This window comes from Anaerostipes sp. 494a, from assembly GCF_001940315.1.
GTDB lineage: Bacteria > Bacillota > Clostridia > Lachnospirales > Lachnospiraceae > Anaerostipes > Anaerostipes faecalis.
The window spans coordinates 1,452,870-1,474,399 of sequence record NZ_MJIF01000001.1; the positions used below are offsets into that span (position 1 = coordinate 1,452,870).

Annotated in this window: 10 protein-coding genes and 2 pseudogenes; 1 reads left to right on the forward strand and 11 read right to left on the reverse strand. The window is 37.4% G+C overall.

Annotation, left to right across the window (positions count from 1 at the left end; all coding sequences use genetic code 11):
- Positions 1-5 precede the first annotated feature (5 nt).
- The 10 genes and pseudogenes from BHF70_RS07360 to BHF70_RS07400 all read right to left on the reverse strand — a co-directional run bounded on the left by BHF70_RS07360 (position 6) and on the right by BHF70_RS07400 (position 18,963).
- On the reverse strand, positions 6-2,105 hold the full coding sequence (locus tag BHF70_RS07360) for a UvrD-helicase domain-containing protein (RefSeq protein WP_075759632.1): 2,100 nt from the start codon (positions 2,103-2,105) through the stop codon (positions 6-8).
- Entirely contained in the window at positions 2,098-8,445 is a 6,348-nt protein-coding gene (locus BHF70_RS07365) for a DEAD/DEAH box helicase (RefSeq protein ID WP_075759633.1), read from the reverse strand. Before BHF70_RS07365 ends, BHF70_RS07360 begins: the two co-directional genes overlap by 8 nt.
- An 18-nt stretch (positions 8,446-8,463) precedes the next feature.
- Complete coding sequence (locus BHF70_RS07370; protein ID WP_075759634.1) at positions 8,464-13,197, reverse strand: Eco57I restriction-modification methylase domain-containing protein; 4,734 nt, start codon at positions 13,195-13,197, stop codon at positions 8,464-8,466.
- Between the two features lies 1 nt (position 13,198).
- A complete protein-coding gene (locus BHF70_RS07375) occupies positions 13,199-16,048 on the reverse strand; it encodes a DEAD/DEAH box helicase (protein ID WP_075759635.1) in 2,850 nt (949 codons plus the stop codon).
- Between the two features lie 20 nt (positions 16,049-16,068).
- The gene (locus BHF70_RS07380) at positions 16,069-16,287 is read right to left on the reverse strand and encodes a helix-turn-helix domain-containing protein (RefSeq protein ID WP_075759636.1); all 219 of its coding nucleotides are present in this window, start codon (positions 16,285-16,287) and stop codon (positions 16,069-16,071) included.
- Between the two features lie 237 nt (positions 16,288-16,524).
- Positions 16,525-16,710, reverse strand: a pseudogene (locus tag BHF70_RS07385) (IS3 family transposase); the annotation flags it as partial.
- A gap of 518 nt (positions 16,711-17,228) precedes the next feature.
- Positions 17,229-17,351, reverse strand: a complete 123-nt coding sequence (locus tag BHF70_RS12770; protein WP_269145788.1) for a hypothetical protein — start codon at positions 17,349-17,351, stop codon at positions 17,229-17,231.
- A pseudogene (locus BHF70_RS07390) lies at positions 17,341-17,661 on the reverse strand (plasmid mobilization protein); the annotation flags it as partial. The gene BHF70_RS12770 and the pseudogene BHF70_RS07390, both read right to left, overlap by 11 nt.
- A 12-nt stretch (positions 17,662-17,673) precedes the next feature.
- Positions 17,674-18,762: a site-specific integrase gene (locus BHF70_RS07395; protein WP_075759637.1), complete on the reverse strand. Its 1,089-nt coding sequence runs from the start codon at positions 18,760-18,762 to the stop codon at positions 17,674-17,676.
- An 18-nt stretch (positions 18,763-18,780) separates the two neighbouring features.
- Complete coding sequence (locus tag BHF70_RS07400; RefSeq protein WP_075759638.1) at positions 18,781-18,963, reverse strand: helix-turn-helix domain-containing protein; 183 nt, start codon at positions 18,961-18,963, stop codon at positions 18,781-18,783.
- Positions 18,964-19,195: 232 nt separating this feature from the next.
- Here BHF70_RS07400 and BHF70_RS07405 point away from each other — a divergent pair, with 232 nt between their 5' ends.
- Positions 19,196-19,735, forward strand: coding sequence for a helix-turn-helix domain-containing protein (locus BHF70_RS07405; RefSeq protein WP_075759639.1), 540 nt, complete (start codon positions 19,196-19,198; stop codon positions 19,733-19,735).
- A gap of 232 nt (positions 19,736-19,967) precedes the next feature.
- Here BHF70_RS07405 and guaA read toward each other — a convergent pair whose 3' ends face one another.
- Positions 19,968-21,515, reverse strand: a complete 1,548-nt coding sequence (gene guaA / locus BHF70_RS07410; RefSeq protein WP_075759640.1) for a glutamine-hydrolyzing GMP synthase — start codon at positions 21,513-21,515, stop codon at positions 19,968-19,970.
- Positions 21,516-21,530 lie beyond the last annotated feature (15 nt).

Consider the following 21,530-nt stretch of genomic DNA (forward strand, 5'->3'; position numbering starts at 1 on the left):
CCATTCTATACTATTAACTCACTTAAACCACCATAGCAGGTCACGCATGCGCTCTTCCTTGCTCTTGTTAGTGCAACATAAAGCAAACACTTCTCACCAGTTCTAAACTCTTCAAGAGAAATATCATCTTCAAAATCTGCTCTCGATCCGAACGGAAGCACCTTCTTATTCACCGCCACTGCAAATACATGATCAAACTCAAGACCCTTTACACGGTGCATTGTGGCAATTCTTACACCATCAAAAGAACGATCATCTGTCTTATTAGCCTTAATTTCAAAAGACTTAATACCTGCTCTCTGCAAACCAGCAATATAATTATCAAGAAGCTTGTGAGTTCTTGCCACAATACAAATATTTTTCTGCTCTATACCACTTGCTTCCATATTTTTAATCTTAGTTACAAGAAAATCGAGTTCTTCTTCCGGAGTAGCAAACTCTTTTATTTCAGGCTTATTGCCATGAGTAAGTGATTGACACCCCTTGCCGTTATCATAATCTTCATCAAGGTCATCAAAAGAAACGCCATTAAGTAATCCGAATGCAAACTTACGGATTTCTTCTGTGGTTCTATAATTAATTCTTAAATAACTGCTTCTACCACGCACATTAATTCCGCATTTTGAAAGAACTGCTTTATTTCTGTAAATTCTCTGATGAGAATCACCTACAATAAAGATATCATTTTCATGTTCTTCGCCAGCAAGTGCTCTAAGCAGTCTATATGCACTAGGACTGAGATCCTGTCCTTCATCAACAATAATTGATACATACTGACCCGTTAACTTCTTATTTTCAAGAATCTTGCGGCATTCATACATTGCAGTCTCAACATCTCTCTGCAACTTTTCGTTCATGATGTTTTGATATTCATCAAAGACATCCCATATTTTCATACGAATCTTTCGATCAAGGCGCACTCCTCGACCAATTCTAGAAGCTTTGCAATACGCTGCTTTATTATAAACTTCCTGTGCCTGAACAACTTTAACCCATTCATCCTTATAGAAGTTTTCAACAAAGCTTAATCCTCCAGCAGCTATTGCAATTGCGTCTCTCCATGCTTTATCTACTTCTTCATCATACACAATCTGATACTCGTATCCCTGTCTACGTAAGAAATTAGAAACCCAAGCATCAAGATTAATGATATCAATTCTCTTCATTTCCTCAACAGAGCATATCTTTCTAAGATTATCCTTAATATCCTCCGCCAAGTTTTTTGTATATGTTGTAAAAAGTATTTTCCCATCTGACTCAAGATTTGAAGCAAGCATTTTTGCTCTATGCATAGCAACAACGGTCTTTCCTGTTCCTGCTCCACCCAATACTCTCGCCGGACCATTAAATTTCTTACCAACAACTTTTCTCTGAGTTGGATGAAGGAATATTCTCCACTTTTCGAGTGGCTCTTGCATAATAGCTTGAAGCTCTTCTTCACCATCAACAATTACAAAGTTCTTCTTACTTGCATCAGTCTGAAGAGCTGCTACAAAGTCATTATCCTTTACATTAACTGGCTTATTTTCTGGATACAGAGTCTCTAAAACTTCATCTACAGTAAATCCATTTCCAAGCCATTCCAGCCCTTCAAAAGCATCTTCAGGTATTGCCGCCTTCATGGAATGAAGCCCTTCAAGAGTCTTGATTGCTTTAATCATTGGAAGCTGCTCTTTAGGGAGACCAATCTTTTCAAATACATCATCAGATATATCTGCAAACAATGCCGGTTCTTCAATTGTATTCTGTTCTTCAATGACTTCTTGTACATCAAAAATTTGCACACTACCTGTAAGCTTATTAATTGAGCATTTTTTTCTCTTAGCCCATGCATAAGCCTCATCATGATGATCCACCCAAAGCAGAATATATATATTACTTTCCGGTTCACGTACAATAATTCCTCTATAGGTATCATCAATTCTTACAGAGCAAATATTCTTATCTATTCCTTCGTTTATCTTTTCAAAATTGATTCCCGGATGGTTAGGATCATTTCTGAATTTATTAAAAAACTCTGTTACCTTTCCCTGTTTCTGCCTAGGCAATGCAGCATACGCAGTTAAAAAGTCAGTCGAAATGGCTACTGTTGGCTTATTATTCATTTGCAATTCCTCCAAATACATCGATATTTATTTTCTCACTACTTAGCAGTACTATCCATCCTTTACGCTTGAATACATCCGCATAATCTTCTTGTTCTGGTAAGAGCCAAGCCACTTTTCTATCTTCCCAAGCCATTTCAGCTTCCGCAATCGTTGCTCCGGATGACTCATCAGATAATTCAAAACCAACTACACTCGGTGCCGGAATTCCGTTATTATGCATCTCTGTTGCACAGGTAATGGCAATATCATCAATAAAATCGTCCATGATATCATCCCATTTTTCATCTACCACCACCTCTGTACTTGTTGTAGCTGCAGGAACATCTTCTTCCGAAATAATTGTTCCAAGATTACTATATATAGCTTTATCCATCCCAAGCTTTGATAAAAAGAATGCTGTGCTGTTGAACTGCATCACATTCACAAAATGCCAATACCCATTCCAATCAGATTCGTATTTATCAGTTCTCGAATTTGGAATATCATCAATAATTGCAGCAATTTTTAATGGTGCTCCCATCTTCTTAACTGTCATTTCAGCCAAAGAAACTTCTGCTAACACTTCGATATTTCCCATATCTTGGCGTGGTTTCCATATACCATAGATAGCCTGCCCAAAGTCATCTACATCATCTGTAGAACCAATAGATTTCAATAAAGAATTCCACTTGTTCTTCCACTCACCATATAAAACCTGATTACTCATTTGAGTAGCGTCTACTATTGACATTGCAAAAGAACGCGCATGTGTAGCGAATATATCTTCTGCATTTGACATCGATAAATAATCAATCAAAAGCTCAAATCCACTTTCTTTTTCCGGATTAATAGCTTCGGCATTTGCACTTTTTACGGCTGGTTTATAAACCTTTCCAGATGGCATCTTTACAGAGTTCAAAGTCTCTGTTCGATAATCGCCCTGGCTCTTAAATACATTATGAACATCTTTATAAGTAAGCGACCACACTCTATACTTTCCAGAAAGCATTATCGCCATACGTTTTAATGTGTCATCCTCAACTATATCCTTATGGTAGTAATAGCCATCAGTAAACACCGCAATAGGCTTCTGATTTCCGGTTGTTCTCTTAGGTCTAATGACAAAATCAGGACGAGACTGAACCGATATACCCATAGATGCATCAAAATCAACCTGTGGTTCGATTGTCCACAAACTCTCTTCTACCTGAAGAGAATAACCCTCTTTTTCATTGACAAGCGTCTTGTGAATTCGAATAGATCTATCAGCTGTACTTAGCTTCTCAAAAGCTCCGACGAATTCCCTTTCTAATTCGCTATCAAAAAGATGATTAGTATCTACCTGTGCAAGCTTTTTGATTTCTGTACGATTCTCTTTTCCGCTCAAGATTGCTTTTAATAAAGCAATTGCTGAATCTCTAGAAATTTCTCCAATATGCTGACTTTGTCTATAGGCATACAGACACTTATAACATCCATCTTTCTGTGGGTCATCATTGCAACTACAATGCTCCATTGTCTCAAGAGCGCCTTCAAAAACGTCAATAATACCATTTTTATCATTCATAAGCTGCTTTAAATATCCTGTTCCTCCTGGGACAGAGTCGTAAATAACAAGATACTGCTTTCGATAATCAGCTTCCGGAACCGGAACTTCACTTACCGTCGCTCTGAGATGATCTACATTACCAAATTTTTTCTTCATTCCGAGCATAAATGCTGCTACAAAGGATTCAACTCTGACATTTGTGGCATCCATCGTTGTTGCCGGAATCAATAATCTAAGAGCTTCTGTTTCGAATTCACGATATAAGAAAAGACACTCTTCATATGGATCTGTAACAATCGTCTTGTCTTTCACCATTTTGCAGAATCGAGAATGTTTTGGTTGCTCTCCCTGTACCTGAATTTTTCCGCAATACTTACATATAGTGAAACCTTTTCTTACGCCTTCATGTCCTGCTACAAGAAGCTTATCTCCAGTAATCGACTGTTCACCGAAGTTAATTTCTCGCATTGTTGCCTTCTGAAGGAATTCATATCCCCATTTAAATTCTTTGTTATCCATTTCAAAAGCCTGAATAACATCCTTGTCCTCATCAACTTCTACAAGCAATTCTTTATCGTAGAACATAGTTGCTCTATCTTCGCTGTCATCTCCAATCTGACTCTCTTCTTCCTTCATATTGGAGTAAACCATTTGAACCTTAAACATAGAACGAACCTGTCCGGAATCTGCCCAACCTGGATTTCCACACTTAGGGCAAACACTAACTGGAGTACTTGAATCTTCAATTGCTGCATGAGAACAGTTCGGACATAACCTCCACGGTTCAGCCTTAGCAGTATTAATATCAACCTGATCAATTGTAAGTTTGTGACCACCCGCATAAAAACTATTAAGCGGTGCAAACTCACTGATTGCAGACGAAGCAGACCTATTGTATTCATAGGTAGTACTCTCATACTTATTCTTCTGCCTATCATTCTCATCCTTTTCTACTCTTGTGAGAACTGCTTTTAGTACAATTCCAGCTTCAGGGAATGCATAGTTAGGTAATAAACCTGCATCAGACAGGAAATTGAAAACATTCTTATCATTAATCTTTGCAACAACGCTCATCCAAGCTGCGCGTTCCGCTTTTAGTTCCTTAATCTGTTCATCATAAGATGAGTCTTGCGGCTTATCCTCAAGCTCTTTAATCATCTTCGATAATTCTTTGATACTCTTCTGAATTCCATCTCTCTGCTTTTTAAGATCATAGAATTCGTTATAGATCTTTATATGCATTGGGCTATTTGTAGTTCCTTCACCCATTGCAAATGCTTTAATTTCCTTGATTGAGTTTTCATCAAGTCCATCACTGTTCATCGGATTTACAGAAAATGCCTGTATAAACATTCTGACAAGCTTAGCCATATTATTCTGAACGTAATACAGGAAGTTATTAGGAAATCTATCCTTTGATGTTTCATCTAACTTTGCCAAGCAAGAACTTACCTTATCTGGCACTTCAGCCTGCCCTGATTTAACCCAACAATCCATGCAATACGCAGTGAACTGTCTTGCCAAAACTGCTGAAGCCTTCAAGAATACCTTCGGTGGCTCTACAGCTCCTACGATCATTTCCATAGGATCTTGATAGAAATAAAGATCATGAGGTCTTGAATTGGCTATAGCAACGGTCAGCGCATTTCCATCCTTACGTCCACCTCGACCTGCTCTCTGTGCATAATTTGCCTGTGCAGGAGGTATTGAACTAAGAATAACAGTAGACAAATCTCCAATATCAATACCCATTTCCAAAGTAGGTGTACATGACAACAGATTTGGATCCCAAGGTTTCTGATTATCTTTTGATTTTTTAAACTTACGCTCTAAATCCTCTCTATCATCACGTTCTAATAAGCCAGTATGTTCCTTGGCGACGATTCGTACTAATTCACCCTGACTATACAGCTTTCCATAAAAATCTAGATTCTTTTCGTCTGCTATGTACATATGGCCATTACAATTATGACGAGTACAACAAGCTCCTTCAAAAATTTCTGCATCCTTCTCAGACATTGATATCTGAGCTCCACACTCATCACATACCATCTGCTTAACATTTCTGGTTATATGGCATTTTTCCGTATCAATTGCCCAGACATGAACATTATCCGGTGTTTCTTTTTTCTTAAGAACACCTGCTTTAGTGAGTTCTTCAAGAATAATCTTCATGATATCTGTAGAGTCAGATTCTAACGAAAACTCTGGAAGATATTTATCAACCCACTTTGCATACCAAGACTTACTGTCTATACTATCAAAGCCTTTTGTCTTCTTTGAACCGCGATTAATTGCAACAAACTTAGGTACATTAAGTCCACGATTTACTCCCGGTAACCATTTTTTTCTATCATTTGATAAATGATAATAGTTTGCTCCATTTTGAATAAACTGTTCAAAGGCATAATAGTCAAACGCACCATTTATCTTCATCTGATATAAGACACCTAAAACTATTCTTTTAAACGTCTCTGCATCAGCACTTTGAAGTCGTCCCACCTCATTAGCTACTCTCTCCATAATTCCGGAGATTGCTTTATCAAAATTAAATTCAAGAACAGAGCATCCTGATTTCTCAAGTGTTCTACCAATTCTAGAAAGAATACCATATTCCATCAAAATCTCATATTTAAACCGCTGCTCAACATAATTCAAAAGTGTGGCAGCATCTTCATCTTTACGAAGCTGTCCCTCATTACACATTCTTTCATATGCACGCATCCATGTAAGGTTCGCAGGAATAAAATTAGCTACAAAATATTCCTCACCTAAATAGTTTTTCCAATACGACACTACTCTCTGAATAAAATCATCAAACGAGTATTCTTCCTGATCAAGATTAATAAATTGTGTTATTGCTGTTCTCAGTCCGAACTTCCAGGTACGCGAATTATAGAATCCTGCATGATGAGCAGCATCCTGTACATTATCTGTAAACGCTAACAATTTCTTATCATCGTTAAACTTCGAAGCATATAGTTCAGAAATACCGGCGCTTATGGCTGTAGCACTTCTTAAACCAATAAGAGACATAGTTCCTTTTCCATTACAGAAAGGGCACTTATATGCCTTGCTATTATTTCTTCCTTCTGTCTTTAAATCCGGCACCCAAATAGGAATAGTCTTATGTCCATTTGAACATAGTGTGCGGTTGTCTTCATCGAACATTATCTCCATGCACTCAGGACACAATCTCATTCGATTACTAAGACCAAAAGCTTCCTCCCCTTCTTTATGTGGGAACATTAATCTAACTTTTGAATCTCCACTAAAGAAAGCATTGTAAAAAGCCTTAATATCTCTAAGCTCAACACTTCCATTATCTTCAACTGAAGCCCATCCAGTCTGACCGCATTCTCTACAGTTAATTACTGGAAGGTAATGTTTAGCTTGTCGTTCATTAAGATCTGTTGAGAGGGCATATTTAATATCTTTCTCGGCCACTTCACCAACAAGTCTTCTAAGTTCACGCATCCACACCTGAACCTGAACATTTAAAAATGGACGAAGTTTTCCAGATGAAGTCTTAGTTCTTGCATGTGAAATCAATGCGTATAAGGCATCTATAACAATACAAGCTAAATCTTCTCCAAGTTCTCCAAGCAAAGGAAATCTCTTTATCAAACTCTCATATGCAAATGAATTCTGCATATATGAGCCTTTAGCTTCAGCAATAATGCTTTGACAAAAATTATGATGCATGAGCCTATTTCCCAATTCTACTCTGGCATCATCTGACAATATATTTGAAAAATCTAAGCCATCAAGCCAAGCATCTATTGCCGCATATAAGTATTCCTTTTCATCTTCACCAGAAGATAATTCTTTAATTCTTAGTGCTTCATCCCTATTAGGAATTTTATAATCTGTGATATCATACCCAGCAAAAAATTCTTCTGCTGAAAGTCTATCTTCTGTAACTACAGAGTCTTCATCAAAGATTTCTCCAAATACATCAGATGCGTATTCTCTTATACTCTTAGCACTATCTTTAGCGCCCATTGTAGCTGATGTACCTATGCAACAAATCTGTCCAGGCAACACATTAAGACGTGCTTTCAATCTTCTAAGAAGGCATGCCAAATCAGTTCCCTGCGCTCCATCAAAAGTATGGAGCTCATCAACTGCGATATATTTTAATGTATCAGGAAGATTATTTTTCCAAAGTTCTGCATCCTTTGGTCTTACTAGTAAGTAATCCAACATCTTATAGTTGGTCATAAGTATATCTGGAGGGGCCGCCAAAAGTGTTTCATGATCTGTAATGACCTTATCAGGAAGCATCATCTTAGAAGATGAATGCTCCTGACCACCAACATACATACCAACACGAATTCCGGCTGATTTTAGTTCTGGACTACCATCAACCAACTCTGCTATACGTTTTGCCTGATCAGATGCCAGCGCATTCATTGGATATATAATTAATGCCTTTATTCCTTTTTCACCACGATGCTTATAACAATACTCAAGTATTGGATATAAGAAACACTCTGTCTTACCAGATCCAGTACCAGTAGCAATCAATGTTGATCTCCCATCTTCACCTGTTAATCTTTCAAAAGCTTTCTGCTGATGCACGTACGGACTAAAAGGTTGATGAATAGACTCAAAATAATTGCTATCGCCTTCATAAACACGAAAAGGAAGGCGCACTGCAATATACGGTTCATGAAAAACCGCATCCTTCGTGTTCAACATATTCTTAATAGAGCCCTTAAATATCGGATTCGTTATAGGAAATGATGTCTCTATATAATCAATCAGACCTTCTTGATACTGTCTTGCAAGAATTGATGGTAACATCTTGCCTTCCTCCATTCACTAATCATTTTTATCTAATTCTTCCCAAATTTCTTGATAATCTACTTCTCTAATCGAGCGGATATACGGAGCATAGTATTTAATAATCCTATTTTCGCATTTACCTACAGTATCATCTAGATACTCTTTTTCAATTGAACCCTCTATATTCTTAGCTGCGCTTTTCCATAATGCCCTATCAACACCAATCCCATTTTGTCCCTTGTTAATAGTAAAAACAATCTTTCCTTCTGAATCATACCAAGTGTCTTCTTCATAGTTTTTATGTACTGGAAACTGTACCCTATAAAGCGTAATTAAATGCTGAAGTTCCAACCCTAATGCCTTCGCAACTAAAACATCAATTTCAACTAATAATTCTCTTCTTTCATAATCAGATAGTTTATTTGCTATATTCAAATTATTAGTCAAAGACTCAAATGGGTTGCGCGATAATAACGCACTGTTACGAAGCCACCTATCATTATTAAATGAAGGTGCGTAATTATCTTCCCACAAATCTTTGTAATTTGATGTTTGACAGTTCAACAACAGTGTTCTGGAAATAATCATTTCGTCATACTTGCTATTAGGGACAGGAAGCATACTTGCAGTATCGTTCCTAAAATTACTTTTCCCTAATGCTCTAACAAAGTAATCATATGGTAATGAATTCATCAAACCATTTACCAAAACCAAATCTTTATTGTTTTTAAAGCACATTCCAAAGATTCCATTTATATGAGCAGTTTTAGGAGGTATAATCGCCGACATTAATGTTCTTTCCTGATTTAAACCAAGCATTTTCCTTGTAGCTATCCTATACTCATCTATATATTTTGTGCCCCATTCTGTCATCTGACTTTCAACGTTATCTTCCGAACTATGAGTAACAATATAATTTGTTCTTTGAATATAATCATCTGGTATATAATCCAAATAAATCCTATCAAAATCTGCCTTTTCATTGCACTCTCGACGAGGCGTTTTGAACAGCGGATTTCCTATCGAAATATGTGGACCGGAATACACAAAATCACTCAGTTTTTCTGGAAATGTAGTACAACGTTCTATAAGACCCAATTTTTGAGCATTAGTCTCATCGTACATTTGTGACATACAAACATTTCTCCCATAGTCACGAACGCGCTTCTCAATTTTGGAATATTTTGTAAGAACTTCCATTAATTCCTTTATGTAAATTCGTGGAAGACGCGTTTCCATGTACTTTGACGGATCATCATATACTGAAGCAATAGCCATTAATTCTTCGTTGCTAATACTAACGATTCTATGTGAATGACCTTTAATATTCCACTTATTGTCCTCTGTTTTAATTCCAGGAATCTCTCCATCATCACCTTGATATGAATCATCAATCGTATAAGGGTCAAATAAATTACACATCTGATCAAATGTCTCTGTCGACATATTTCCATATACGTTCAGACTGTAAATACCAGTATCACTTACCTCCTTAAATAAAAGTTTTTCATTTACAAACTGGAAATGATATCGCAATTTGGGATATATATGTTTTCTTAATTTCCCACCATTTGGATCGTCAAAGATACCATCTGGATGAACAAATGCGAAATAGCCATATGCATTAGCATAATTAATAGCTAATGGAATAAAGCACTTGTACAAGTTGGTTTGCTGTCCTTCCAATAATGGATAATTTGTATATGAATTCATAAAATTCTGCTGACCAGCAACTTCTTCATATTCATTCAAATATCCATTCTTTATTTTTATGTTTTCAAATACAGCATCACGCCTTACTGTCATCTGCTTTGCAGAATATTTTTTAATCGCAAATAATGGTTCAGCGTCAGACAAATACCCCGTTTCATTCCATGCCAATTTGATCCATGGTGGATTACCTATTACTAGATCAAAACCACCGTTTTCAGCAAATACATCTGCAAACTCTAGTTCCCAATGCTGAAACTTCTGCTTTTCAGCAATTTTGTTTGCTATTGCAAGTCTCTCGCTTCGCTCTCTTAAATCATCAAGACACACTTCCCCTAAATCACTATACTGAGCCTTAAATTCTAATGCTAACTGATCACCTTCTGTAGTGTATGTAAGACCTTTGCCATCACTATCAAATTTTAAAACCATCTGACCACTTGAATTAACATTAACTGCACGTATATTTCCCTCAAGTATTAAAGACATATCAAAGAAAAATTCTTGTCTAGACGGCAATAAATCTGCTTTGTCAATCGGCCAAAACCAGAGCGCACACCAATAATCCATAGCAGCTTTTAATCGTGCATATGGACCAGCATTCTGCGCTTCTTCTGATTTAAATAGTTTTTTATAAATTGCATCCTTTTCTCTAATAGATTTGTGTGATCCCTCGCCCGATTCTTCATGACCATACACGCTTAAAGGCTCATAAGTTGCTTCTTCGATTCTCTTACGTTCATCCGTAGTAAGCTTCCACAATTTATCAATGCTTTCAGATAATCTTATAACTGTCTTTAATTCATCTTCATTAAACTTTGAAGTAAATTCTTTATTCCACGCTTTAAGCTTTTTGATATTTTCCGGTTCAAGATTTTTTATGACTTTATCTGTATAATTAGCCATTCCCGGATCCCCTAAAAGGAAATGATATATCTCCTTTGTATGTTCATGCTGACCCTTCTTAGTGCGTTCTTCCCCTGGCATAATTCTTCTAGGTGCCTTATCATACCATTTGCCTGATTCCAGCTGAGCCTGAGAATAAACTTGCCTTCTCGCACCAATAAGTGAATTACCATTAACAAGCTGTGTGCCAAACCAAGGCACATAAGCACCTTTATAAATTGTATTAAGCCATAGAGAAACCTCCGCTAACTCAACAGCTACCGGATTCAAATCACAGCCATATACATTTCTATCAGCGATAAACATTTTAACCTTCTGTAATTCTTTAAAACGCTTATCATAACTAATTGTCTTTCCGAGTTCTTCCTGCTTCTTTGTAAGATAAGCTTCTGCAAGTTGGTTAATTGCTTCATTCAAGAATGCAGCACTTCCCATGGCTGGCTCACAAACAGTAAGATGAAGAATTTCATCAGCAGTCTTGCCCTTCAAAAGCTCTTTTAGAGCATACTTAACAAGACACTTAGTCAGTACCTCAGGTGTATAATATGATGCTGACTTTTCACGTTCTCTTCCAGCAAGTCGATAAATAAAAGTTCCCTTCTTATACATTCGAAGCTGTCCCTTTTTCTCCCCAGACTCATAACGAACACGTTCTGTCTTCTCATCATAATTTGCTAATTCATTTTCTTTCACGAAGTATCCAACATCTAATTCGTTGAATTTATCGCCTGCACGTTTCACTTCATATAAGTCTTCTTCTGCAATAAATCCCCGATAACTAAGAAGCGCCTCGTATACCGCACCCATCTGGTTAATTCCAAGTGCTGAGTAAGATATTCTTCCCCTTCTCTCTTTTGAATTGGATGGTCTTGAAATACTCATCAGGTCAACAATTTGAAGCATCGCACTATTTCTAAGTCTAGCTTTTTTAATAAGCTTTGTGTACTCAGGATCAAAAATATGTGCCTTCAAAGCTTCAATAGTGAAGGCATCATGCATTGATGTCTTCTCTATCTCAATTGCCTTCCTGTATGCTTCCAAGTCTTCTGGATATCCAAAATAAGTCATATGAAATAGTTTCTTAAGAGTATCATCAATATAGTATCCTTCTGATAAAGCTTCACCATCCTCTTTAACCTGATCACACACATCTCGTAAACCTTCAAGAGAATATCCCTGTACATATGTCTGTGACTTCATTGGTGCATAACCAAGTTCTGGTCTAGCCTCAATAAAGAGCATGAAAAGGAAACGATACATGTAACGCAGACATTCGAGAGTAAGCTCCGATGCATCAATCGGATTTTCTTCGAAGTCTATATCTTGCCTTGTTTTCATGTCATAAATAACTTCGTTTCCAAGAATTTCAATACTCTCCCTCAATGCATATTTCAATGCGTCTGATACACCAGCGCTGTGCTTATGAGAATTCTCATCCAATCCATCCAACACGATATTTCCGTCAGCTGGGCACAAGCTCTCCTTATGAAGAAGAACCGTCATCGCCATAAACGTAGATTCTTCGTGACGGCTATAAATATCCTCCATCATAAACTGAAGATATCTTTTCTCATTCCACTTATTTCTATCAATAAGCGCCATCTGATTTATTCCTATAAGTAAAATAAATCTAGGTGCCTCTTCTCCAGCAAAGAGAAGCTTTGCTAAGATCTCATCGTTTGTAATATCTAAAGAATATCCTCTCTCTTCTTCATCGTCACTCTTCTCAAAAATATATCCCTGAAGGATGTCATCATCTCTTTCTCCGGCAACAGACAAAAAAAACCATAATAAAGGTGCTCCATTTGCCTTTGTCACCTCGTGAAAAATTGGTACATTAAACCCATCTGCAACTTCCTCTGTCACGCTATTTACTGAGCCATAACCAAGAGCTTCTAAGTAAAGTGCTGCCAATTCCTGAACTAACGGCTTACTTACTTCCTCGTTTTTTGAACGAAGATATTTGTCACGGATGTTGTAATACTGAGTTCTTACGTCACGCAGTTTTTTCCATGGCAATTGAATTTCCTCAGCTTTTTCTCTTTCCTTCCACTTCTTTATCGTATCTTCAGCATTGTCCTGAAAAATAGAAGTGAAGTAATGGTTTGTATAATATTCATTTTTATTTTCAATTCCTGTTAGAATCATTTCCATGTTATCTCACTCCTGTTACAACCGCGATAATTCTAATGTATGGGTTCTCTTCAATTTCTAAAGTATCCTTTTCCCAATCCATAAAGTTTGAAAAGATAGCTTCAATTTCACGTTCCTTCTCAGATTTTTTACGTTCCATTCCGGCAATGCCCAAATCAAAAATGGATAACTGTGCATCTTTATGTCTTAACTCAAGAGCTTCTAATCTCTCCATTTCCTCATAGATATATGGATCAGTTTTTTCTTTATACTTTGCACACTTATCAGACATAATCTTCTTTGCACGTTCAACAACGTCATCAAGAAGACTCTGTCCTTTAACAATTTGATTTTCAGAAAGCTGCTGAGTATTTGGAGCCTTCGTATTAAGATGAGTTCTCTGCATTACTTCACTCATACTCATAATACCTACGAAACTTCCGTCTTTATAATTCACACCGAACCATTCATCAACAACTGTTGTCGATTTTCTATTTGGAATCAGTCCCGCAACAATAAATATCATTTCACTATCATCAAGCTCATTTGATAATCCAAGTACTGGAACCTCACTTCTCTTATAAAAAACACCAGCTTTGTCCTCAATCCAGTTAAAGATTGGATGAAGTTTCCACAAATACTGAGTTGCCGGCCAAGCTGTTTCAGCCAAATCGTTTTGCATACAGCGCTTCATATCTTGCAGACAGTACTCTCTGTCTGGAGAAAGTCTAAGGTAATCATCCGATGGCATAGCCTCTGGTGGCATAAGCTTTCTGATTCGTTTCTTAACATTATCCGTGAGTTTAATCTCTATGCCCTGAGTTCCTGTTAAATCAGCATATTTAATTTCTTCTGTATCTGTAAAAATATCTAAGGCATTTTTTACATAATCAAGATCTGAGAACAGTGTCTCTTCATCACTGTATTCAACCTTGACTTCTTTTTCATCTCCAAGCCCCATCAACAATTCTAATGGATCAAACTCTTCTTCGTCAGAATCAAGCATATTTTCAAAAGCATCTGCACCGTCTCCACTTTCGATTGCTTTTGCAGTTTCCTCTTCCTCTTCTTCCTGATTAAACTTTCCAAAGAGCATCGCTGGATCTCCGATATTTTTAAGAGCCTGTTCCTCTTTTTTTACCAAGATTTCCATGATACGAGCATCGCCCTTGATTTTAAGATTATCGCTATCAATGAGCATATATCTAATATCAGGTTGTTCACGCTGTCCATAACGATCTATACGACCATTTCTCTGTTGAAACACCATAAGAGACCACGGAATATCAAAGTGGATCAATCTATGTGACAAATAATGTAAGTTGATACCTTCTGACGCAACGTCAGATGCAACAATTACCCTAATAGGAGATTCAGCTCTTCCAAATTCATCTACAATACGCTGAAGCTCTTTATCACTCATGCCACCATGCATAACTTCAAGCTGATTATCCTTTAAGCTCAAATCATTTTTCAAATTCTCAGCAAGATAGCGCATTGTTTCTATTCGCTCAGTAAAAATAACCAAACGATCATCATTCTTTGCAGGCGTCCATCCATACTCTGGACTTTTCAAAAGAGCTATTAACTTGGAATATCTTGAAAAATCTGTTGGAGCGATCAGCTCTAATGCATTCTTTAATTCTCTTAAAGATGCAATATCTGGCATGTCTCCATCAGGGTATTTCTTTTCAAGCTTTTTGATTCTTGCATCTATACTCTTAATACATGCTGCTGGAGATGAGAAAAGTGATTTTTCAAGGCTTGTCTTAAAAAGAATCCCCTTGCCTCTAGCTCTTGTCTCATCCATCTGAAGTTTCATATCTGCAAAAATATCATAAGCAGCCTCTTCCCGTGCAGAGGCCGCGCAACGTTCTATAGTTATTACACGTTCTTTAAATGCTCCTGAAACCTGATCCTTAATATCTTTCTTGAAACGTCTAATAAGAAGTCCCTGAATATCATCTTTTGTGTAGTTTTCTTCATCAGCAATAGCAGTCGGATCCAGCATATTCATAAGAGATGCAACCGACTGTCCCTTTCCATCATGAGGAGTTGCCGTAAGCATAATAAGAGTATCTGAGCGATTAGCAAGTAATGATGCCAGCTTACTTCTCTGGGAGCTTCTATCACCCCGTTTAGCAACATTATGTGCTTCGTCGATAACAATAATGTCCCACCATGCATTCTCAAGATGAGTACGATACTCAAGATCATTCTTCAATGTATCAACCGAAATAATGGTCTTATCATAATAGAAGAAAGGATTATAGTTCGTTGGAATTTTAGTTCTCACACTATGTATACTTGATGAATCAAGACGTACCAGAGGAATAGTAAATCGATTCCACATTTCCTTCTGAAACTGTGTCATCATACTCTTCACTGTGACTACAAGAATTCTCTTTCCTTTACCACGAACTATTAGCTCAGACATAAGAATTCCTGCTTCAAGTGTCTTACCAAGACCAACTGTATCTGCAATCAAGATTCTCTGTCTGGTATTATTAAGAGCCATCTGAGCAGGCTCAAGCTGATAAGGCATCAAATCCATAGCTGCCTTATCTCCAATATGTATTTTATTGTCAGTTGGTATTTTCCCTCTCCACTGACTCTCAATATATACTTTAGATTTTCTAAAGAAGGCAGAATCGTCTGACACAAGAGTAACCTTAGCCGGATCAACAATTTCTATATCATCTTCAACATCCACAAGAAACATTGACTCATAATCTTTCACAAGCTGAGAAAGACCTATAACATGTAAGGTCTGATTTCCTAAACTATTGATCTCAACTTTTTTTACCATCCATTCTTCACCACGAACGATTATTCTCATTCCTGGCGCGTACTTAACATCCGTATGCTCCATGAGTAAACTCTCCTACTCCACTATTTATTTTCGTTTCTCTCATAATGAATTAAGTCTCCAAAATCGCAATCCAACTCCATGCATATCTTTTCCAATACACTCATGGACACAGTCTCACCTCTGCTCATCTTTGCAAGCGTGCTACTGCTGATTCCAATGTTTGCATTCTCGACAAGATCCATTTTCTTCATGCCCTTGTCAATCAATAATTTCCACAATCCGTTATAAGATATAGCCATATAATTCCTCTCTTATGGGGATTACCCATCTTGCTAAAGAACCTTTCGGTTCTTAAAATAGTCCTAAGTTACATTATACGCTCTTCATCACCAATTTTCAAATATAAACTTCGATTTCTCAAAATTTATTTTCGAAATTTACGGCAAATAATTTTACTTTTATCGTTGTAAATTTTGTAAAGTGAAATTTTAAATTCCAGTTTTTTCACTCTCAGGGCGTGCGGACGTTTTCTTGGACTAAATAGCTATTCCTAGACTACGCCTATACTCAAGTGGACTCATTCCACCTAGTGACATTTTGATTCGTTCTTCATTGTACCAATGCATATATTGATCAAGTTCATCAATAAAAGAAGCAATAGTAACAAGATTCCAGTTTCGATTGTAAAACATTTCGTTTTTGAGTCGACCAAAGAAGCCATCAACCATCTTAAAACACTAAATTCCGGCTTCGCCAGATACGCATTTTGTATGACAAAATGCTTCTGGTCAGAGGGAATCTCCCCCTGAAACCCCCAAATACACCCTTCGGGTGCCAAAAATACCCAAAAATGTCAAAGTGATGTGACAATGTTTCACTTTGATGTGACATTTTCTCAAAAGTGATGTGACATTGCTTCACTTTGATGTGACATTTTTCCAAAAGTGATGTGACATTGCATCACTCTGATGTGACATTTCAGCAGATAAACTACCTTGCATATTTAAGGCCAAAGAATTTTTCATAAATCTCTGAACAACAAAAAAGTCAAGCCGCAATTGATATGCTTCCCTTAAAACTTGGGACATATCAAAATACCACTTGGCATTTCATTGTTTATAGCATGATTACTAACAAATTCTATTCGATTACGAATGCCTATTCCATAGCTTATCAAAAATATGTTACCATCCCGAACGACTTTTAAGTCAACTTTTGAATCAGCCCGTAACCCTGCGAATTACAAATTGCCAGAACCGTTTTCCTTTGCTATAATTGTTTTGTTATACATATAGGAAGGTTGCTCACCAGCTACGCCAATAGCCGGAATACGAGCAGCCTTTTCTTTTTGTTTATCCGTCATACTCATTCACCATTCCCTTCATAATCGTTGCAATCATTTCCACTACAATTATAAGTTCTTCATTGTCATTGCTGACCTTTTCCAGACGTTTCAGTTCTTCATAAATCTGCGTCATTTGATGCTTCAATGCCTTGAATACTTTTGGATTGCCCTGAACCACCACTTCACGATTTAATAATCTTCGCAAGATATAATCCTGCTTTGCAAGTCCGGATAATTCTACTAAATCATCCAACAGCTTTGCCTCTTCTTCAGATACTCGAAATCCTACATTACGATTTCGCCATCTGCCTTTACTATCTACATTCTTTCTCCATAAGTCCTAATCCTCCTTTGACATTCTTTCAATTTCTAGTTTCTCAGCCATTTCATTTTGCACAGTAGGAAACAAATGTGCATAACGATAAGTAATTTTCTCTGTCTCATGCCCCACACGATTTCCAATTGCCAATGCACTAAATCCCATGTCAATCAGAAGAGACACATGACTATGTCGTAAATCATGAATTCTAATCTTCTTCACTCCGCTTTCCTTGCACCCTCTTTCCATCTCGTGTCCAAGATAGGATTTAGTAAAGCTGAACATTCGCTCATTTTCACCAATCTCATAAAACATCTCAAGATAATCTTTGATTTCATCACACAGAAATGGTGGTAGCATTATGATTCGATTACTTTTTGCTGTTTTGGGTGACGTGATAATATCCTCACCCTTAGAACGATGAAATGTCTTATTAATTCGCAATGTCTGATTTTCAAAATCGAAATCACTCGGTGTAAGTGCAAGCAGCTCTCCGGAACGGATTCCTGTCCAATATAAAAGCTCAAAAGCATAATAGGAACGCGGCTTGTCCATCATTACCTCTGCAAATTTTAGATACTCTTCTTTCGTCCAGAACTGCATCTCCTTTGGTACTTCCTTCCCAATATTCCCTGCAAGGGAAGATGGATTCTTGGGAAGATTATAGTACTTTACAGCATGTGCAAAAATCGCTGTAAGTTGTGCTTGAATCGTTCTCAAATAATCCTGAGAGTATTTCTCTTCTTTTCCCTCATCCTTAAAGGCTGCCAGAAGCTTATTCTGCCACGCAATCACATCTCTGACTTCAATTTCATCTATCTTTCTATCCGCAAAATAAGGTAAAATCTTAGTTCTTATGATATGACTTTTTGTCTCCCAGGTGCTTCTCTTTAATCGTGATGCCTTATCCGCTTCGTATATCTCATAGAAGCTACCAAAGGACATATCCAGCTTCGCCTGAGACTTTAGCATCATCTCATGTTCCCAGGCTACTGCTTCACGTTTTGTTTCAAAGCCACGTTTTTGTGTCTGCTTTCGTTTTCCTGTGATATCCGTATATCGGTATATCACACGCCACTTCCCGGTGGCATTGTCTTTATAAACCGACATATAATCAACTCCTTTCCACTACTTTTTGCTATAGCACATTCTTTCATCAAAATATGCTCTGCTGACTCTTGCTGCAACTGTAATAAATCCTTTCGCTTTCAATTCCTTATTCAACTGTCTTACAATCTCATAAGCCTTTGACTTTGAAACTGATAATAGCTCAGCAACTTCATCCACTGTTAAAAATGTCTTTTCGTCCATATTTCCTTGTCCTCCTTTCTTCGAGATTTTAATACTTAACTTTTATCCGTTAAGTTCATGTGTGGTTATTATATTAACTCTTTTTAGTTAAGTCAATACCTTTTTTGCAGAAAATTAACTTTTTTTGTTAAAGTTTTTCTTGATTACATTATTTACAGGTGTTATACTACACTTAAACAAATTGATTTAACTATTTGCCAATGGCAACATCAACGGACAAAAGGAGGCAACTATGTTAGGAAAAAGAATACGATTATTCCGAACCAGAAAAGGATTAAAGCAGAAAGAACTCGGTGAAATGGTAGGCTTCATGGGAAAAACTTCAGATGTTCGTATCGCACAATACGAAACCGAAGCCCGTACTCCAAAAGATGATCTGATCAAACAGTTAGCTGATATCTTTGGTGTCACAACCAGAGCAATCACAGTACCTAATATTGATTCCTATCTTGGATTGATGCATACCTTCTTCGCTCTTGAGGATGAATATGGATTCCAAATCACCACAGATAAGGATGGACGTCCGTGTATCACTCTCGATGAAGACCATCAGGCTTATGACCATATCGCACCAATGTTTCTAGCTTGGCTCAGTCAATACTCCAAGTATAAACAAGGCGAACTTTCCGAGGATGACTATGACAATTGGAGATATAACTTCCCAAACATCCAGCCAACTGCCGGCTTCGTGAGAAATCCCATTTCTGATGAGTTAGACGCCGAACTTCAAAAGACGCTAAACAAAGAAATGAAGAAACGAGGTCTGCTTTAATTCCTTTTTCTAGTGGCAACAGACCATACAAGTAAGAGACAGATAAAGAAAAAGACCTTGCCAAAATTCCTTTCCAGTTTGGAAAAGAACTTCAGTAAGGTCTTCTTTAAATGCAATTAATATCATATTTCACTTAACACATTTGCGTTAGATTCTGTTGCCAAATCGTTGCCAAAACTTAACACTTTTTGTTTGGAATATGTGTAAATAAAAGCTCGATTTTCACAAAAGGTTACTCAAACTCTATCGTTCCTGGTGGTTTTGAAGTCAGATCATACATTACTCTGTTAACTCCTCGGACTTCATTGATGATTCGATTCATTACCTTATTCAATACTTCATAAGGTATTTCTGCTGCTTCTGCTGTCATGAAATCGATTGTATTAACCGCTCTTAATGCTACTGCGTAGTCATAGGTTCTTTCGTCTCCCATTACTCCTACAGATCGCATATTTGTTAAACCGGCGAAGTACTGTCCGATGCTTCTGTCTAATCCTGCTTTTGCGATTTCTTCTCTATAGATTGCATCTGCGTCCTGCACGATTTTTACTTTTTCTTCAGTAACTTCTCCGATGATTCGGATTCCTAATCCTGGTCCTGGGAATGGTTGTCTGAATACAAGATATTCTGGCAGTCCCATTTCTAATCCGGCTTTTCTTACTTCGTCTTTGAACAGGTCACGGAGTGGTTCGATGATTTCTTTGAAGTCTACGTGATCTGGCAGTCCTCCTACGTTGTGGTGGGATTTGATGACTGCTGATTCTCCTCCTAGTCCGCTTTCTACCACGTCTGGATAGATAGTTCCTTGTACCAGGTAATCAACGGCTCCGATTTTCTTTGCTTCTTCTTCAAATACACGGATGAATTCTTCTCCGATGATTTTTCGTTTCTGTTCTGGTTCTTCTACACCTTTTAATTTATCATAATATCTCTGCTGTGCGTTGACGCGGATGAAGTTCAGGTCATATGGTCCTTCTGGTCCAAAGACTGCTTCTACTTCGTCTCCTTCGTTTTTACGGAGTAATCCGTGGTCTACGAAGACACAGGTTAATTGTTTTCCGATGGCTTTGGATAGCATTACGGCTGCTACTGAGGAGTCTACTCCTCCGGATAATGCACATAATACTTTTCCGTCTCCGACTTTTTCACGGATTTTTTTGATGGATTCTTCTACGAAGGAATCCATTCTCCAGTCGCCGCTGCATCCGCAGACATTCATGACAAAGTTGGATAACATTTTTGTTCCTTCTTCTGTATGAAGTACTTCCGGATGGAACTGAATTGCATACAGTTTCTGGTCGGCATTTTCTGCTGATGCTACCGGACAGTCTGCTGTATGGGATGTGATTTCAAATCCTGGTGCGATTTTGGAAATATAATCAAAATGACTCATCCAGCATGTGGTTTCTTTTGATACATTTTCAAAAATCGGAGATTCTGTTTTATCTACAATTACATTTGTTTTTCCATATTCACGTACTTCGGCTTTTTCTACTTTTCCGCCGAGGATGTGCTGCATCAGCTGTGCTCCGTAACATAATCCAAGAACAGGGATTCCCAGTTCAAATAATTCTTTTGAATATGTTGGAGAGTCTTCTTCATAGCAGCTGTTTGGTCCACCTGTCAGAATGATTCCTTTTGGATTCATTTCTTTAATCTTTTCAATATCGATTTTATATGAATAGATTTCACAGTACACGTTACATTCACGTACACGACGTGCTACCAGCTGATTGTACTGTCCGCCAAAATCAATGACGATGACTAATTCATTTTTCACGCTGTTTCCTCCTGT

Excerpts from the sequence above, each read along its gene's own strand:
- BHF70_RS07395 (WP_075759637.1), bottom strand. The coding sequence starts at position 18,762 with ATGTCGGTTTATAAAGACAATGCCACCGGGAAGTGGCGTGTGATATAC.
- BHF70_RS07375 (WP_075759635.1), bottom strand. The coding sequence starts at position 16,048 with ATGGAGCATACGGATGTTAAGTACGCGCCAGGAATGAGAATAATCGTT.
- BHF70_RS07370 (WP_075759634.1), bottom strand. The coding sequence starts at position 13,197 with ATGGAAATGATTCTAACAGGAATTGAAAATAAAAATGAATATTATACA.
- BHF70_RS07405 (WP_075759639.1), top strand. The coding sequence starts at position 19,196 with ATGTTAGGAAAAAGAATACGATTATTCCGAACCAGAAAAGGATTAAAG.
- BHF70_RS07400 (WP_075759638.1), bottom strand. The coding sequence starts at position 18,963 with ATGGACGAAAAGACATTTTTAACAGTGGATGAAGTTGCTGAGCTATTA.
- BHF70_RS07360 (WP_075759632.1), bottom strand. The coding sequence starts at position 2,105 with ATGAATAATAAGCCAACAGTAGCCATTTCGACTGACTTTTTAACTGCG.
- BHF70_RS12770 (WP_269145788.1), bottom strand. The coding sequence starts at position 17,351 with ATGACGGATAAACAAAAAGAAAAGGCTGCTCGTATTCCGGCTATTGGC.
- BHF70_RS07380 (WP_075759636.1), bottom strand. The coding sequence starts at position 16,287 with ATGGCTATATCTTATAACGGATTGTGGAAATTATTGATTGACAAGGGC.
- BHF70_RS07365 (WP_075759633.1), bottom strand. The coding sequence starts at position 8,445 with ATGTTACCATCAATTCTTGCAAGACAGTATCAAGAAGGTCTGATTGAT.